The organism is Achromobacter sp. E1, assembly GCF_037039475.1.
Lineage (GTDB): Bacteria > Pseudomonadota > Gammaproteobacteria > Burkholderiales > Burkholderiaceae_B > Achromobacter > Achromobacter mucicolens.
Window position 1 is genome coordinate 4,796,953 of sequence record NZ_CP146253.1, and the last position, 15,585, is coordinate 4,812,537.

The window sequence follows — 15,585 nt, forward strand, 5'->3', positions numbered from 1 at the left end:
AGCGCCCCGCCCAAACGCGGGGCGCGTCATGCCGCCCTGACCGCGTCAGCTCACCCGCCGCACCGGCGGCACCGTCCACGACCCGTTGATGATCGACGGGTCGCTTTCGTTGGGCCAATACAGGCGCATCATCAGGATGAATCGGCCCTTGGGCGCCGGCAGCCAGTTCGACTCGTGCTCTGGGCCCGGCGATTCGTTCTGGATCAACAGATCGATCGTGCCGTCGGGTTTTCGCTTGAGCGGCTGGCGTTCGCTGATGGAATAGCGATTCAGCGGGTTATCGACAAAGAAGTAGTTCTGGTCATACATGGTCAATGACCAGAACCCCGACACGGGCGGCGTCAGGCCCTTCTTGAACGTCAGCACGTACTTCTCGGACCCGTTGTATTCACGCAGGATCGCCCCATTGGCCGACCGGAGCGATGTCGGGTAGATGGCGTCCTGCGGCCGGTTCGCGCCCAGCCCGATGGCGGTGACCAAGGCCCGTTGCAGGTAGTTGGTGCCGTAGATCCCCGTCTTGGTCGTGAAGCCCCACCCGTCGATATGCTGGATGTCGCCATCGGTGGACCGGAAATGCGCCATGATCCGCGCGAATCCCGTCTCGGGCACCCGCCTGGCAAATTCGGCAGGCAACTTGGACTTGTCGAAATCCTGCCCTGGCACGACGCCGATGGCGGCCATCTTTTCGACCATGGGCGCGTCCGCCGCGGTCGGCGGATTGCGCTTGAGCAACTGCGCAAACAACGCGAAGTACTCGTGGACATCCATGTTGTTGACCTGATCGCGCACCGGCGTCTTCATGTCGATGGCCGGATCCACCTTGCCCTGCGGCGCTGTCCACGCCTTGCCCCAGCCGCTCAGCGGCGCGATCTTCACCTGGTCCTGCAGTTTGTGCACCTCGGCATAGTCCTCCGGCGTGCCCGTGCAATAGATGCGGCCCAGCAGCCAGACGATGCTCGTGGGCGACTTGTATTGCTTCATGCCCTGCGGCACGGCGCCTTCCCAGCCCGGCCCCGTCACGACGAAGGTCTGCGCGCCGGTGCCCGTCGTGCGCTTGCCCGGCACATCGAACACGGTTGTCCATCCATCCAGCAGCGGAAACAGCGCGTAGCGGCCGTTCATGTCGGGCAGGCTGATGACCCAGGGCTCGTCGCCGACATCGAAAAAGGCGGTGGTGTACAGGGTGTCGGCGTTCGGCGCCGTCACGTCGCGGAACTTGGCGTCCGGATACTCGCGCAGTTTGATGAGCTGGCCCATCGGGGCGCGCGTGCCTTTAGGTTCGGCGACGTTGGTGATCACCCGGCGGGTCATCTCCATGGTCACCAGCGGGTAGGCGTAGATGTAGGCTTCGGTGGCCAGGACGAAACGGTCGTCGGCTTCCGGCAGGTTTGCCACCAGCCCTTCGGAGGCTGCTGCCGAGGCCCGAAACGCCGGTCCCAGCGATCCTGCAGCCAGCAGGGCCAATCCCCCTGCGTTCAGTTTGCGGCGAGTTAGCTTCATTGTTATCGCTCCAATGGATGGGTCTGACGAAGTTCACTTCGGGGACTTCCAACAAGCACGACGATGTTCTTCAAGCTAATGCGCGTTCGGTGTCGATGTGGCGGGGCACGCTCCACAGATCAGGATCAGGGAAACCACGGCAAACGGCCGGCAGCGTGCCGCCGAAGGGCGGAGCTGCCTTTGTGCGCATGGCCAAGGGGAAAGCACGGGTGCGCGAGCGCGCACGCGTGGGGAAGGCGGGGTGGACGTCCAAGAATGGGCTCCCTGAAGAAATCAGAGCAAACGCACCACTGAAGGAACTGGGCTACGGACCATCCATTCGACCGGCTCGCGCGAAGACGAAGCGGTTTCGGTCAATCTATGCGCAGTTTTTTAGCTGCTCAAGTAGCCGGAATGACTACGACCATCCGCCATTGGTCGCAATCCGCTGCCCTATTTGCCCTTGCCGATCGACAGGGGCACGCCCCACACCGGATCCTGCATGCCCTGCTTGCCCAAGGGCGTGATCTGCATTGGCTTGAGCTTGGACAGCAATTCGCGCTGCGCGTCGGTCAGGTTCGTGCGCTGCGCGAAGTACTTCTGCGCAAAATCCATCGGCGCCGGCCACGTGTAGACCGTGAAGTCTTCCAGCGGGCACTCGATCATCTTCGGGTCCACCGCGCGGCAGGCGGACTGCTTGAACTTGTAGCTGGGCGTCTTCATGTGCATGCGCTGGCTCAGCACCAGATCCCCGCCCTTGAGCGTGAAGCTGGCCAGCGCCAGCTTGGGCAGCACGCGCGACTGCACCTTGATGGCCGGGATGTCGCGCGACGTGGTGTCTTCGTAGTAACCGGCGCGCGATCCCGGCGTGGTTTCGGTGACCTGCTGCTCGCCCCAGGCGACGCAGGCGCCCGACCCGCGATGCACGGCCGTGCAGACTTTCTGCGTGCTGGTCCGCGAGCCCGAGGTGCCTTCGTGCCAGTTCGTTTCCTTGTAGAACTCGCGGTACAGCTCGGGCGACAGATACGCGGTGCCGTTGGCGCCCCGGCCCGAACCTTCAGCGCCGGGGCGTGCGCCGATCTGATTCAGCGTGGCATTGAGCTTGTAATCGTCTCCACCCGTGAGCAGGTACTTGCCCGGCGGCAGGATGTGGACTTCAAACGCCTTGAAGAGGTAGGTCGTGTCCTTGTCCCGCTGCAGCGAGTTGTTCTGGAACTTGCGGCCGAAGGTGATGCGCGGGTCCGGTTCGAACATCCAGACGGTGTTGCCGGTCCAGGTCGTCATCATCATGGCGTCCTTCAGCGAGGCGTGCGGCATCAGGTCCGCGACCAGCACCACGGCCATGTTCGCCTTCATCGCCTCGCCGATCAGGTCGACCAGCTTGCCGTATCGCGGATCGTCCGCCGTGCCCTCGCCGTTGGACGACGGAATGGTGACGCAGCCCGACAGGGTCAGGGCAAGCGTCAGGGCAGACAGGGCAAGGCGCGGGCGCGGCAGGGACATGGGATCGATCCTTGGGTCGGTAAGACGGCAATGTGCGCGCATCCTACCGGCTTGGGAACGGTTCGCAACATCCGGTTTTGCCGCTGAAACAGTTGGTGGCAGGCAGCGTGACGCAGAACCACGCCGACAGAGCGCATTCGACAGAGCGCATTCCGTGCAAACCAGCCGTAATGGGTTGTTTCGAATGTTTCGCTTGGGACCCGCCGACGCTGCCCGGCCCCCGCCTCGTCCGCCAGTAACTTCGCCGTTATGCCCGCGCATGGCGGCAAGGCATCACGCGTGGCCGGGCATCCCGTCCAGCAACTTGTCCAGCGTCACCGGATAGTTCCGCACGCGCACGCCGGTCGCGTTATACACCGCGTTGGCTATGGCTGCCGCCACGCCGCACAGGCCCAGCTCGCCGACGCCCTTGGCCTTCATCGGCGACGACACCGGATCGTCCTCGTCCAGGAAGATGACCTCCTGACGCGGAATGTCGGCATGAACGGGAACCTCGTAGCTTGCCAGGTCGTGGTTGACGAAATAACCCAGGCGATGGTCGACGGCCAGCTCCTCCATCAACGCCGCGCCCACGCCCATGGTCATGGCGCCGATGACCTGGCTGCGCGCGGTCTTGGGATTGAGGATGCGGCCCGCGGCGCAGACCGCCAGCATGCGGCGCACGCGGGTCTCGCCGGTGGCGGCGTCCACGGCCACTTCCACGAAGTGCGCGCCGAAGGTGGACTGCTGGAATTTCTTGTCCAGGTCGCCGAACTCTATCGCGTCTTCCGCGACGAGTTCGCCGCCCGACGCCGCGCGCACCAGGGGCGCGGAGCGTCCGCTGGCGTCGGTGACCGTGCCGTCCGCGAACACCGCGCCCGCGGCATCGAATCCCAGGCGTTCAACGACCAGCCCCCGCAACTTCTCGCACGCCGCATAGACGCCCGCGGTCGAACTGTTCGCGCCCCATTGGCCGCCCGAGCCCGCCGACACGGGAAAGGATGAATCGCCCAGGCGCACGACCACGCGCGACAGCGGCACGCCCAGCATTTCGGCCGCCGTCTGCGCAATGATGGTGTAGCTGCCGGTGCCGATGTCGGTCATGTCGGTCTCGACGATCACGCGGCCCGTCGCGTCCAGCCGCACGCGCGCGGCCGACTTGGTCACCAGGTTGTTGCGAAAGGCGCTGGCCACGCCCAGCCCGATCAGCCACTGCCCTTCCCGCCGCGCACCGGGTTTGGGATCCCGCTTGTCCCAGCCGAAGTGGCGGGCGCCGGTCTGCAGGCATTCGACAAAACGCCGGCGCGAGAACGGCCGCGACGGATCCGTGGGATCGACCTGGGTGTCGTTCACCACGCGGAACTGCACGGGATCCATGTCCAGCGCCTCTGCCATCTCGTCGATGGCGATCTCCAGCGCCATCATGCCTGGCGCCTCGCCGGGCGCACGCATCGCGTTGCCTTCGGGCAGGTCCAGCGTCATCAGGTTCAGCGCGGTGTGCTGGTTGGCGCCGGCATACAGCAGCTTGGTCTGCTGCACGGCCTCTTCCGGCTGGCCGTCCGGCAGGTCGCCGGACCAGCTTTCGTGCGAAATCGCCGTCAGCTTGCCGTCCCGCCCCGCGCCCAGCCGGATGCGCTGGATCGTGGCGGGCCGGTGCGTGGTGTTGTTGATCACCAGCGGACGCGGCAACGCCACCTTGACTGGCCTGCCCGCCTCGCGCGCGGCCAGCGCGGCCAGCAAGGCGTCCGCGCGCACGAAAAGCTTGCCGCCGAAACCGCCGCCGATGTAGGGCGACACCAGGCGCACGTTTTCCTTGGGGATACCCAGCGTGCGCGCCACGTCCGACCGCCCCCACGCGATCATCTGGTTGGACGTCCACAGCGTAAGCTTGTCGCCCTTCCAGACGGCAAGCGACGCGTGCGGCTCCATCATGGCGTGCGACTGATCTGGCGTGGTGTAGGTGGTGTCGATCTTGACAGGCGCTTCTGCAAAAGCGGCATCGAAGTCGCCCGTATCCGTCTTGGGAATGTGCTTGCCCGAGGCGCCGTTGTCCCGTAGTGCCGCCAGGTCGTATTCGCCCGGGGCCCGCGCATACTGCACGCGGATGAGCTTGGCGGCCGCGCGCGCCTCCTCGAACGTGTTGGCCACCACCACCGCAATGGCCTGGTGATAGTGCTGGATTTCCGGCCCGCCCAGCAGCGTGGCCGTGTTCATCTTGCCCTTGCCCAGCTTGCCGGCGTTCTGCGCGGTCACGATGGCCAGAACACCCGGCGCGCGGCGCGCAAGATCGGTGTCCATGGCGGTGATGGCGCCCTTGGCGATTGCCGCGCCCACCACGTAGCCGACCGCCGCGTTCGGCGCGATGTCGTGATGCTCGTAGGCATACGGGGCCTGGCCGCTCGTCTTGAGCGGCCCGTCGATGCGATCGACGGGCTGGCCCACGATCTTGAGCTGGTCGATGGGATTCTGTGTCGCGGGAGTCTCGAATTTCATGGCCTTACGTCCTTGCTTGCGTCAAGACGGCGCCAAGCGCGCGCCGCGCCAGGGTCAGCTTGAAGGCGTTGTCTGGCGTGGGCGCGGCGCCGGCCAGCAGCGCATCGGTCACGCGCGCCGCGCCGTCCGGCAGCTGCGCTTCCGCCGACGCATCGCGCCACGGCTGAGGCGCCACGCCGCCCAGCGCCACGCGCCCGGCGCCATCGTCCTGCACCACGGCGGCGACCGACACCAGCGCAAACGCATACGACGCGCGGTCGCGCACCTTGCGGTAGAAGTGCTTGCCGCCCAGGGGCTTGGGCAGCACCACCGCGGTGATCAGTTCGCCCGCGTCCAGATGGGTCTCGATGTGCGGCGTGTCGCCGGGAAGCCGGTAGAAGTCGGCAATGGGAATGACCCGCCGCGTCGCATCCGGGCGCACCGTCTCGACCTTCGCGTCCAGAACGCGCATCGCCACCGCCATGTCGCTGGGATGCGTGGCGATGCAGGCCTGGCTGCCTCCGATCACGGCTAGCTGCCGCGTCACGCCGCCGATTGCGGAACAGCCGCTGCCGGGCACCCGTTTGTTGCAGGGCTGATTGGTGTCGTAGAAATAGGGGCAGCGGGTGCGTTGCAGCAGATTGCCGGCGGTCGTGGCGCGATTGCGGATCTGTCCCGAGGCGCCCGCCAGCAGGGCGCGCGCCAGCACCTCGTAATCGCGGCGCACGGTCTCGTGGGCCGCCAGATCCGCATTGCGCACCAGCGCGCCAATGCGCAGACCGCCGTCGCCGGCCGGTTCGATCCGGTCCAGATCCAGGCCGTTGACGTCGATCAGATGCGAAGGCGTTTCCACCTCGATCTTCATCAGGTCCAGCAGATTGGTGCCGCCGGCGATGAACCGGGCGCGCGGCTCGCGCGCGGCGCTGGCGGCCGCTTCGGCGTCGGTCCGGGGACGCTCGTACGTGAAGGCTCTCATGCCTTGCCCTCCGCAACGTCTTCGATGGCATCCAGGATGTTGGCGTAGGCGCCGCAGCGGCAGATGTTGCCGCTCATGCGTTCGCGGACTTCCTCGGGTGACAGCAGCGGGCGTTCGTTTAGCGATCCGGTCACGTGGCTGGGCATGCCGCGCGCGGCCTCGTCCAGCATGCCCACCGCCGAGCAGATCTGCCCCGGCGTACAGTAGCCGCACTGGTAACCGTCATGCTTGACGAATGCAGCCTGCAGCGGATGCAGCGCGCCCGGCGAGCCCAGCCCCTCGATGGTGGTGATCTGCTGGCCGTCGTGCATGACGGCCAGCGTCAGACAGGAATTGATGCGCTTGCCGTCCAGCAGCACCGTACAGGCGCCGCATTGCCCGTGATCGCAGCCCTTCTTGGTGCCGGTCATGTGCAGGTGCTCGCGCAGCGCGTCCAGCAGGCTGGTGCGCAGGTCCAGCGCCAATTCGTGGGTGTTGCCGTTCACGGTCAGCGTGACGGGGGCCTTCAGGCTTTGCGGCGGCGCGGTGTTCTGGGCAGCGGACATGGCAGGCGTTCCGAATGCGGTGGCAGACGCGGCGCCCGCCTTGAGCAGGTTGCGCCGCGAAATATTGATATCAGTGGGATTTTCCAAGGTTGGAACTCCTGTAAGCGTCCGGCGGGCCGAAGCCCGGACATCCGGGGCGGGTTCCCAGCAAGCGGTGTGCCTGGCCGCGAGCCGCGGGCGTGACAATGCGCACGGCCGCGTGCATGGCCTCCTGGAATTCCCGATAAGATCGGCTTCAACAATCGATGATAGCGACGGCAATCGCCCGGCCGCCACGCCAACCTGACAAGAAAATGTTCAATCTCGAAACCAATCCGGACAACGCGGCGTCACCGCGCTGCATGGGCATCCTGCTTGCTGCCGGGCGCGGCCGGCGTTATGCCGGCGCCGCCGGGGGGCAGGACAAGCTGCTTGCGCCTCTTGCGGACGGCGTGCCCGTGGTGGCCGCCGCCGCGGCGGCACTGCGGGCGGCCACCGCGCACGTCGTGGCGATCACCCGTGCGGATAACGACCGCGTCGCCGCGCTACTGGCGCAGGCCGGATACGAGATCGTGACGATCGATCCGCGCGCCGACGGCATGGGCGACAGCCTGGCAGCCGCCGCGCGCCACGTCATGCAGACCGCCGGCGCGGACATCCAAGCCTGCCTAGTCGCGCTGGGCGACATGCCGTGGATCCGCCCGGACACCTGCCTGCGGGTCGCGCAGGCAGCGCTTCTGCATCCGATCGTGGCGCCGGCCTGGCGCGGGCAGCGCGGCCATCCGGTCGCTTTTCAGCGGTCCATCTGGCCGGCGCTGGCAGCGCTGTCGGGCGATGTGGGCGCGCGCGCCGTGCTGGCGCGTCATGGCGTGACCGAACTCGCGGTCGAGGACGCAGGCGTGTGCGCGGATGTGGATACGCCGGACGACCTGGCGGCCGTGCGGCGGGACAGCCAATAAACCGGCAATCAGGCCGGCGTCGCGTTGCCGACGCGCTGGCCGATCACCGGCGCCCCAGCCGGCTCGGCATGCCGCGGCAGGGCCACCCGGAAACTCGTCACGTCGTCGCGCGAATCGACGCTGATGCACCCGCCATGCGAGGCCACGATCTGTTGCGCAATGAACAGGCCCAGGCCCAGGCCGTGATGACCGCCGGGGCGGCGCGCGCCGCTGCGAAACGGGTTGAACAGGTGCGGGAGCAGCTCGGGCGCAATGGTGCCGCCATTGGACACCGTCACGACCACCTCGCACGGGGCCTCGCCATTGACCTCCACGCGAACCGGCGCGGTCTTGCTGCCATGATGCAAGGCGTTGCCGACCAGGTTGGCGATGACCTGGGAAATGCGCGCGCCGTCCCATGAACCGGCCGCGTCGCCGCGGCTAAGCGACTCCACGTGGCGCTCGGGAAAGCCCGTGCGCACTTCGTCCAGCGTGCGCTCGACCAGCGCATCCATGCGCAGGGCTTCCGGCGACAGCGCAAGGCCGCCCGCCTGGCGGATGCGCGTCACATCGAGCAGGTCTTCGATCAGGCACGACATGCGCTCGCTGCTTTGCAGCATGCGCCGCGCCAGGCTGGCCACACGCTCGTCGTCGCCGAGGCGCTGCAGCACCGTGGCGCCCATGATGATGGCCTGCAGCGGCGTACGCAGGTCGTGGCTCAGCACCGCCATGAACATTTCGTTCACCCGCAGCGCCTCGGTGCGTTCTTCCAGTTGCTGCGCCAGCGCACGCTTGCGCTCGTGCAACTCGAAGAACACGTTCGCCTTGCTACGCAGCATGTACGGGTCCACCGGCTTGTACAGGAAGTCCACCGCGCCGCTCTCGTAGCCGCGGAACTGCCAGTTCTGCTCGCGCGAGCCGGCGGTGATGAAGATCAGCGGAATGTGGCGCGTGCGCTCGCTGCCCCGGATCAGTTCGGCAAGCTCGAAGCCGTTCATGTCGGGCATCTGCACGTCCAGCAACGCCAGCGCGACGTCGCCGTGGCGCAGCAGCAGCTCCAGCGCCTGCGGGCCGGATTGGGCCTTCAGCACCTCGACACGGTCGCTGGCAAGCAGCGCCTCGAGCGCAATCAGATTCTCCGGAATGTCGTCGACCAACAGGCATTTGATGCGGTCGTCGTGGGAAGGGGCTGATGTCGGGATCATGGTGTCAATGCGGTAGGGTTTCAGGGCAGCCGCCTCGTGGGCAACTGCGCGAAAACGGCGGCAATCTCGTCGGGCGTCAGGGCCCGCGCCGCCGGAACCAGCGCCAGCGCGGCATCCGGCATGGTGCGCACGGGGGCCGACTCTGGCGACTGCACCAGCGTGCGGCCGCCGGCAGCCTGGATGGCGGCCAGGCCTTCGGCGCCGTCCTCGTTGGCGCCCGACAGCAGCACGCCCAGCAGCCGATCGCCATAACAATCGGCCGCTGATTGAAAAAGCACGTCAATGGACGGGCGCGAAAAATTCACCGGCGGGTCGATCGACAGCGCCAGGCGCGGCCCCCGATCCACCAGCAGGTGGTAGCCGGGTGGCGCGAAATAAAGATTCCCGGGCTGTATCGGCTGCTGGTCCTGGGCTTCCAGCACGGTCAACGCGCAGCGGTAGCCAAAAATTTCCGGCAGCAGGCTGCGCCGGTCGCACGGCAGATGCAGCACCACCACCACACCGGCGCGCAGGCCGGCCGGAAGCGCCGGCAGCAAGACATTCAAGGCGTCGATTGCGCCCGAGGATCCGCCGATGACGATCGCATCCCAGGAGGCCGCGGCCTGCGCATCGGCACGAGGGTCCGGTGCGCGCGCGGTCACAGGTCGGCCTTCTTGCGGTAGATGCGGTCCGCCAGCACGAAATCGTCAAAGCCGTCGGCCTGCGCCGAGAACCTGACAGATTCCCGGGACCCCAGTCCCAGGAATCCGCGATGCACCAGCGCATCGTGGAAGAGTCCCAGCGCCCGGTTCTGCAGGTCGCGCTCGAAGTAGATGAGCACGTTGCGGCACGACACCAGATGCACTTCGGCAAACACGCTGTCCGTGGACAGGCTGTGGTCGGAGAACACCATGTGTTCGCGCAGCGACTTGTCGAACACCACCCGGCCATAGCGCGCCGTGTAGTAGTCGGACAGCGAGCTGCGCCCGCCGGACTGCGCGTGGTTGGCCGTGAAGGCCGCCGCCCGGTCCAGGTCGAAGACGCCCTGCTCGGCCGCGCGCAGCGCGTGCGGATTGATATCGGTCGCATAGATCAGCGACCGGTCCAGCAGGCCTTCCTCGTGCAGCAGGATGGCCAGCGAATAGACCTCTTCGCCGGCGCTGCAACCGGCCACCCACACCTTGATCGAGGGATAGGTGCGAAGGATGGGCAAAACCTCGCGGCGCAGCGCCAGAAAGTAGCTGGGGTCGCGGAACATGTCGCTGACCTGCACCGTCAGGTATTGCAGAAGGCCCGTGAAGACGGCCGGATCGTGCAGCACGCGATCCTGCAGTTGCGACAGCGTCCTGCAATCGAACTCGCCCAGCGCGGTGCGCAGGCGGCGTTTCAGCGAGGCCTGCGCATACTCGCGAAAGTCGTAGTGATAGCGGTGATAGATGGCATCGAGCAGCAGCCGCTGCTCGATGTCTTCGATGTGCGCCTTGTTCTGTGTCGGCATGGGCGTGATCGCTGTGTCCTGATCCGGTCCGGCCTACTTGCGCATCCAGACGCGCACCAGCGACAAGAGGCGCTCGACGTCCAGCGGCTTGGATATGTAGTCGTTGGCGCCCGCGGCCAGGCATTTCTCCTGATCGTCCCTCATGGCCTTGGCCGTCAGGGCGATGATGGGCAGCCGGCGCCACTCGGGCCGCGCGCGGATCTCGCGCATGGCCGTGTAGCCGTCCATCTCCGGCATCATGATGTCCATCAGCACCAGGTCGACCGCGCGGTGGCCGTTCACGCCGGCGCGGCCCAGCGCATCCAGCGCCTCGCGTCCGTTGCGCGCGATCTCCACATGCAGGCCGGTCGGCTCCAGGATGCTGGACAGCGCGAACACGTTGCGCACGTCGTCTTCCACCACCAGTACGGTGCGGCCTTCCAGCGTGGTGTCGCGGCTGCGCGCCAGCGCAAGCATCTGGCGCTGCTGCGGCGGCAGCTCGGCTTCCACCTGGTGCAGGAACAGCGTCACCTCGTCCAGCAGGCGCTCGGGCGAGCGCGCGTCCTTGATGATGATCGACTTGGAGAAGCGGCGCAGCTGCTGTTCTTCGTCGCGCGACAGCGCGCGGCCGGTGTACACGATCACCGGCGGGAACGACACGCTGTCCTGCTCGGCCATTTCGCGCAGAAGTTCGTAACCGCTCATGTCGGGCAGGTTCAGGTCCATCACCACGCAGTCGTAGGTGGTGTCGCGCAGCAGCGTCAGCGCATCGCCGGCAGTGGCGGCCAGCACGATCTCGACGTCGTCGCGCGCCAGCAGTTCGCGCACGCTGTCGCGTTGGCGGTCATCGTCCTCGACGACCAGCACGCGCCGCACGTTCTGCGTGAACTTGGCTTCCAGCCGGTGCAGCGCGTGCACCAGTTCCTCGCGCTTGACCGGCTTGAGCGCGTAGCCTACCGCGCCGCGGACCAGCGCTTCCTGCGCGTAGTCCGCCACCGACACGATGTGGACCGGGATGTGCCGGGTGGCCGGATTGCGCTTGAGCTGGTCCAGCACGCCCAGGCCGGAAAAGTCGGGCAGATTCACGTCCAGCACGATCGCGTCGGGCCGCCGCTGGGACGCCAGCGCCAGGCCATCCGTCGCGGTGTGCGCGGTCAGGCAGCCAAAGCCCATTTCGTGCGCCAGATCGGCCAGGATGCCGGCAAAGCGCTCGTCGTCCTCGATGACGAGGATGGTGCGGGCATACGTTTGCGCGGGTTCCGGTTCGGCGGCCTCAGCCGGCGCTTGCGGGTCGGCCTGAGTGGTGGCGGGAACGGCGGGCGTGGCCGGGGCCGGTTGCGCCGGGATCGCGGGCATCGCGGGCGCATCGGTCCGGTCGTTGGCCGCCGGCGCGGGCGAAACAACCAGCAGGTTCATCGGCAGCAGCAGCGTGAACACGCTGCCCTGCCCGGGGGTGCTGGTCAGCGACAGCGTGCCGCCCAGCAGCTTGGCCAGGTCGCGCGAAATCGACAGGCCCAACCCGGTGCCGCCGTGCTTGCGGTGCGTGCTGCCGTCGGCCTGGCGGAATGCCTCGAAAATCAGTTCGTGCTGTTCGGCGGGCACGCCGATGCCGGTATCGTGCACCGCAAAGGACACCATCCGTCCCGGGGCCCGCGCCACGCGCAGCGCCACGAACCCCTTGTCGGTGAACTTGATGGCGTTGGACAGCAGGTTTTTCAGCACCTGCCCCAGGCGCTGCGGATCCGTGCGCAGGGTGTCGGGCACGTCGCGCGCGATATCCAGCTCCAGCGTCAGCCCCTTCTCTTGGGCCAGCGGCTGCAACGGTTCCAAGAGGCGCTGGAGGGCCGGGGCAACCGCCACCTCTTCGACCTCCACCGTCGCCTGGCCAGCTTCGATCTTGGCCAGATCCAGGATGTCGTTGATGAGCGCCAGCAGGTCGCGTCCCGCCGCGTGAATGGTCTGGGCGTACTTCACCTGGTCGGCCGACAGGTTGCCCGTCTTGTTGTCGGACAGCAGCTTGGCCAGGATCAGCGTCGAATTCAGCGGCGTGCGCAGCTCGTGGCTCATGTTGGCCAGGAACTCGCTCTTGTACTGGCTGGCCTGCGTCAGAAGGCGCGCCTTGTCCGTCAGCGCGCTTTGCACGCGCAGAAGCTGTTCGGTCTGGGATTCCAGGTTGAGGTTGGTCTGCTCAAGCTCGGTCTGCTGCAATTCCATGCGCGCCTGCGATTCCTGCAGGATGCGGCTTTGCTGCTCCAGCTCCTCGTTGCTGACGCGCAGCTCTTCCTGCTGAGTCTGCAGCTCTTCGGACTGGCGCTGCGTCTCGGCCAGCAGCGCTTCCAGACGCGAACGGTCCATGCCCGCCCGGATCGCCGACGCCAGCATTTCCGACGCGCCTTCCAGCAGGCTGCGCTCGCTTTCGCTGACCGCATGATTGAAGCCCAGCTCGATCACGGCATACACGCGCTCGTACTGCATGGCGGGCGCCACCACCAGTTCGGACGGGCTTGAGCGGCCCGTGGCCGACGAAACTTCCAGATGGCCGGCAGGGACGTTGCGCACGTGCAGAAGCTTGCGCGACGTGGCCGACTGGCCGGCCAGGCCTTGCGCCAGCGGGATCTTTTGCGGCAGCCGCTCGGGCGGCAGCGCATAGCCGCCAAAAAGCTCCAGGTCGTCACCGTTGACGACATACCCCGCGCCGACACTGGCATGCAGGTACTCGGCCAGGTAATCCAGCGCCCGCCTGCCGATTTCATCCAGGCGCAGGTCGCCCCGCAGCCGCATGCTGAGACCGGACAGGCCCGTCGTCACCCACGCCTGCCGCGCCTTGATGCGGTATTCGCGGATGGTCATGCCGGCCGAGGCCAGGATCAGGGCCAGAAGCACCATCGCGCCGCCCCACGAATAGTAGGTCGATGTCGTCGAGGCCTGGTTCCACGCATTGCGCTCGCGCTGGATCTGCTCCATCTGCAGGGCGTAGAGCTCGCCGACCAGATCGCGCAACCGGTCCATGGCGTCCTTGCCCGAATCGGTCCGCACCACCGCCAGCGCGCCCTCGGCGTCGCCCGCCTTGCGCATTTCGATGGTGTTGTTCAGTTCGCTGAGCTTTTGCTGCGTGATGCCGGCGATGTCATTGGCGATCCGGCGCTGCGCGGTATTGTCATTCGCGGCTTCCTTCACGACCGACAACCGCTGTTCGATCAGCGGCACGGAGCGCACGTAGGGTTCCAGATAAGACGGGTCGCCCGTCAGCAGATACCCTCGCTGCCCGATCTCGGCGTCTTTCAAGGCGGAATTGAACAGGCTGAGCTGGCGCAGCGACTCGGTGGCGCGGTCCATGGCCTGGACGGCGCGCGCCCGGGTGTCCGCAGACCGGACGTTGACGAAGGCGATGACCAGTGTGGCCACCGCCGCCAAGACGAATCCGGCCATCAGAGTGCGAGGAAAGGCAAGGCGGCTGGCGGGCTGCGGCGATTTCAGCATGAGGTCGATTTACCAAATCAGGAAGGCGCGCGAATCGCGCAATGCGAGGATCGGAAGGATTATGCGGATTGAAAAACACCATAGAAATCCTTCGAACTGTGGAACTATACAGGTCCTTGCGGCCCGATGGTTGCGTATGGATACAACTACGACACCCTATCAGCCCGGGCATGCCCTAGGATTTCGCCTGCACGCACTGCGCCCCTACTCGCGGATGCCGCCTAGCCCGGCATGTCCCGGCCCTGCCCGCGTGACCGCGCGGCCAGCCGATGGCGCAGACAACCGAATTCCAGCCGTCCGCGGCACTGACAATCATGAAGAAAATCCTTTTGGTGGACGACCAACCCACGTTGGTCGCCCTGATGAGCGAGTTCCTGAGCAGCGAAGGCTATGACGTAACGACGCATACCGACGGACTCACCGCGCTGCAGCAGATGATTGCGCTACGCCCCGACCTCGTCATCACCGATCTGTCCATGCCCGGCATGGACGGCGGCGCCCTCCTGACCGCCATGCGGGAAAACGCCTACCTGCACGACACGCCCGTGCTGGTTCTGAGCGGCCGCCCCGAACATGAAATGCTGGAAGCCTGCGGCGAACGCGCGGTCCTGATGCGCAAGCCGGCCATCCCGGATGAAGTGCTGAAGGCGGTGCGCCGCCTGACGCAGGCGGCGCAGCCGCCGTCGCCGGCGCGCGGGGGCTCGGGCCGGCTGACGGCCTCTTTCAGCCGCTTGGGTGCTGCCAGCCTGGAGCGGCTCGTTCAGGCGGCATGACGCCGCCTGAACGGCGTCCTCACCCCACGTGCCCGCCCGCCACGTACATCACCTGACCCGTGATGTACGACGCCTCGGGCGCCGCCAGAAAGCAGATCGCCGCGGCAACCTCTTGCATGCTGCCCATGCGATGCATGGGCGTTCCGGCCAGACAATCCGTATACATTTCCCGCTGCCAGATGCGGTCCTGCTCCGAAGGGGCTTCGGTGATGCGCGGGATGGCGCGCACGCCATTGTCCAGGGCGCCCGGCGCCACGCCGTTCACGCGCACCCCGGATTCGGCCAGTTCCAGCGCCATGCAGACGGTGGCGGCGTGCACGCCGCCCTTGGACGCGGAATACGGCACGCGGTAAATGCCACGGGTGGCGTTTGAGCCCACGTTCACAATGGCGCCCCGGCCCTGTTTGCGCATCACCGGGATCACCTCGCGGCACGACCACAGCGTGGGCCAGAGCGACCGGGTTACCTCTCGTTGCATCTCGTCCGGCGTGTATTCCCAGAAGGGCTTCATCCAGATCGTGCCGCCCACGTTGTGCACCGACACGTCGATCCGGCCATGCGAGTCCATCGTGTACTGCACCATCCGCTGCGCGCCTGCATGGGTTTCCAGATCAGCGTCGATGAACGACGCCTGCCCGCCGGCGTCGCGGATCTCGCGGGCCACGGTCTCGCCCAGTTCGGCGGCGCGATCGACCAGGACGACCGTGGCGCCTTCGGCCGCCAGCCGCTTGGCGGTGGCGCGTCCCACCCCCTGCGCGGCGCCCGTGACCAGCGCGATCTGATTTTCAAATCGATTCATG

12 protein-coding genes are annotated in these 15,585 nt (G+C 66.8%); 2 read left to right on the forward strand and 10 right to left on the reverse strand.

Going from position 1 to position 15,585, the window contains the following annotated elements:
• Window positions 1-45: 45 nt before the first annotated feature.
• From V6V88_RS22345 to paoA, 5 genes are all read right to left on the reverse strand, one after another.
• Window positions 46-1,500 carry a DUF1254 domain-containing protein gene (locus tag V6V88_RS22345; RefSeq protein WP_338616381.1) on the reverse strand — a complete coding sequence of 485 codons (1,455 nt, stop codon included), beginning with the start codon at window positions 1,498-1,500 and terminating at the stop codon, window positions 46-48.
• 432 nt (window positions 1,501-1,932) lie between these two features.
• Window positions 1,933-2,982, reverse strand: coding sequence for a hypothetical protein (locus V6V88_RS22350; protein WP_338616383.1), 1,050 nt, complete (start codon window positions 2,980-2,982; stop codon window positions 1,933-1,935).
• A 273-nt stretch (window positions 2,983-3,255) separates the two neighbouring features.
• The gene (paoC, locus tag V6V88_RS22355) at window positions 3,256-5,454 is read right to left on the reverse strand and encodes an aldehyde oxidoreductase molybdenum-binding subunit PaoC (RefSeq protein WP_338616384.1); all 2,199 of its coding nucleotides are present in this window, start codon (window positions 5,452-5,454) and stop codon (window positions 3,256-3,258) included.
• A gap of 4 nt (window positions 5,455-5,458) precedes the next feature.
• Window positions 5,459-6,409, reverse strand: coding sequence for a xanthine dehydrogenase family protein subunit M (locus V6V88_RS22360; protein WP_175155217.1), 951 nt, complete (start codon window positions 6,407-6,409; stop codon window positions 5,459-5,461).
• Window positions 6,406-7,041, reverse strand: coding sequence for an aldehyde dehydrogenase iron-sulfur subunit PaoA (gene paoA, locus V6V88_RS22365; RefSeq protein ID WP_338616387.1), 636 nt, complete (start codon window positions 7,039-7,041; stop codon window positions 6,406-6,408). The genes V6V88_RS22360 and paoA overlap by 4 nt, the downstream gene beginning before the upstream one ends.
• 206 nt (window positions 7,042-7,247) lie before the next feature.
• On the opposite strand from paoA, the gene V6V88_RS22370 reads away from it, so the two are divergent.
• Window positions 7,248-7,892, forward strand: coding sequence for a nucleotidyltransferase family protein (locus V6V88_RS22370; protein ID WP_062839778.1), 645 nt, complete (start codon window positions 7,248-7,250; stop codon window positions 7,890-7,892).
• 8 nt (window positions 7,893-7,900) lie between these two features.
• Here V6V88_RS22370 and V6V88_RS22375 read toward each other — a convergent pair whose 3' ends face one another.
• From V6V88_RS22375 to V6V88_RS22390, 4 genes are read right to left on the reverse strand one after another with little or no spacing between them, the layout of a single operon-like run.
• Window positions 7,901-9,076 carry a response regulator gene (locus V6V88_RS22375; RefSeq protein ID WP_223572701.1) on the reverse strand — a complete coding sequence of 392 codons (1,176 nt, stop codon included), beginning with the start codon at window positions 9,074-9,076 and terminating at the stop codon, window positions 7,901-7,903.
• A gap of 20 nt (window positions 9,077-9,096) precedes the next feature.
• The gene (locus V6V88_RS22380; RefSeq protein WP_338616389.1) at window positions 9,097-9,717 is read right to left on the reverse strand and encodes a chemotaxis protein CheB; all 621 of its coding nucleotides are present in this window, start codon (window positions 9,715-9,717) and stop codon (window positions 9,097-9,099) included.
• Window positions 9,714-10,553 carry a CheR family methyltransferase gene (locus tag V6V88_RS22385; RefSeq protein WP_142053486.1) on the reverse strand — a complete coding sequence of 280 codons (840 nt, stop codon included), beginning with the start codon at window positions 10,551-10,553 and terminating at the stop codon, window positions 9,714-9,716. The genes V6V88_RS22380 and V6V88_RS22385 overlap by 4 nt, the downstream gene beginning before the upstream one ends.
• 33 nt (window positions 10,554-10,586) lie before the next feature.
• Window positions 10,587-14,012: a response regulator gene (locus V6V88_RS22390; protein WP_338616390.1), complete on the reverse strand. Its 3,426-nt coding sequence runs from the start codon at window positions 14,010-14,012 to the stop codon at window positions 10,587-10,589.
• A gap of 314 nt (window positions 14,013-14,326) precedes the next feature.
• On the opposite strand from V6V88_RS22390, the gene V6V88_RS22395 reads away from it, so the two are divergent.
• Window positions 14,327-14,785, forward strand: coding sequence for a response regulator (locus tag V6V88_RS22395; protein WP_338616391.1), 459 nt, complete (start codon window positions 14,327-14,329; stop codon window positions 14,783-14,785).
• 19 nt (window positions 14,786-14,804) lie between these two features.
• Here V6V88_RS22395 and V6V88_RS22400 read toward each other — a convergent pair whose 3' ends face one another.
• On the reverse strand, window positions 14,805-15,584 hold the full coding sequence (locus tag V6V88_RS22400; RefSeq protein ID WP_338616392.1) for a 1,6-dihydroxycyclohexa-2,4-diene-1-carboxylate dehydrogenase: 780 nt from the start codon (window positions 15,582-15,584) through the stop codon (window positions 14,805-14,807).
• Window position 15,585: the final 1 nt, after the last annotated feature.

Coding starts and splice junctions, on each gene's coding strand:
- V6V88_RS22345 (WP_338616381.1), bottom strand. CDS start 1,500: ATGAAGCTAACTCGCCGCAAACTGAACGCAGGGGGATTGGCCCTGCTG.
- V6V88_RS22350 (WP_338616383.1), bottom strand. CDS start 2,982: ATGTCCCTGCCGCGCCCGCGCCTTGCCCTGTCTGCCCTGACGCTTGCC.
- paoC (WP_338616384.1), bottom strand. CDS start 5,454: ATGAAATTCGAGACTCCCGCGACACAGAATCCCATCGACCAGCTCAAG.
- V6V88_RS22360 (WP_175155217.1), bottom strand. CDS start 6,409: ATGAGAGCCTTCACGTACGAGCGTCCCCGGACCGACGCCGAAGCGGCC.
- V6V88_RS22370 (WP_062839778.1), top strand. CDS start 7,248: ATGTTCAATCTCGAAACCAATCCGGACAACGCGGCGTCACCGCGCTGC.
- V6V88_RS22375 (WP_223572701.1), bottom strand. CDS start 9,076: ATGATCCCGACATCAGCCCCTTCCCACGACGACCGCATCAAATGCCTG.
- V6V88_RS22385 (WP_142053486.1), bottom strand. CDS start 10,553: ATGCCGACACAGAACAAGGCGCACATCGAAGACATCGAGCAGCGGCTG.
- V6V88_RS22390 (WP_338616390.1), bottom strand. CDS start 14,012: ATGCTGAAATCGCCGCAGCCCGCCAGCCGCCTTGCCTTTCCTCGCACT.
- V6V88_RS22395 (WP_338616391.1), top strand. CDS start 14,327: ATGAAGAAAATCCTTTTGGTGGACGACCAACCCACGTTGGTCGCCCTG.
- V6V88_RS22400 (WP_338616392.1), bottom strand. CDS start 15,584: ATGAATCGATTTGAAAATCAGATCGCGCTGGTCACGGGCGCCGCGCAG.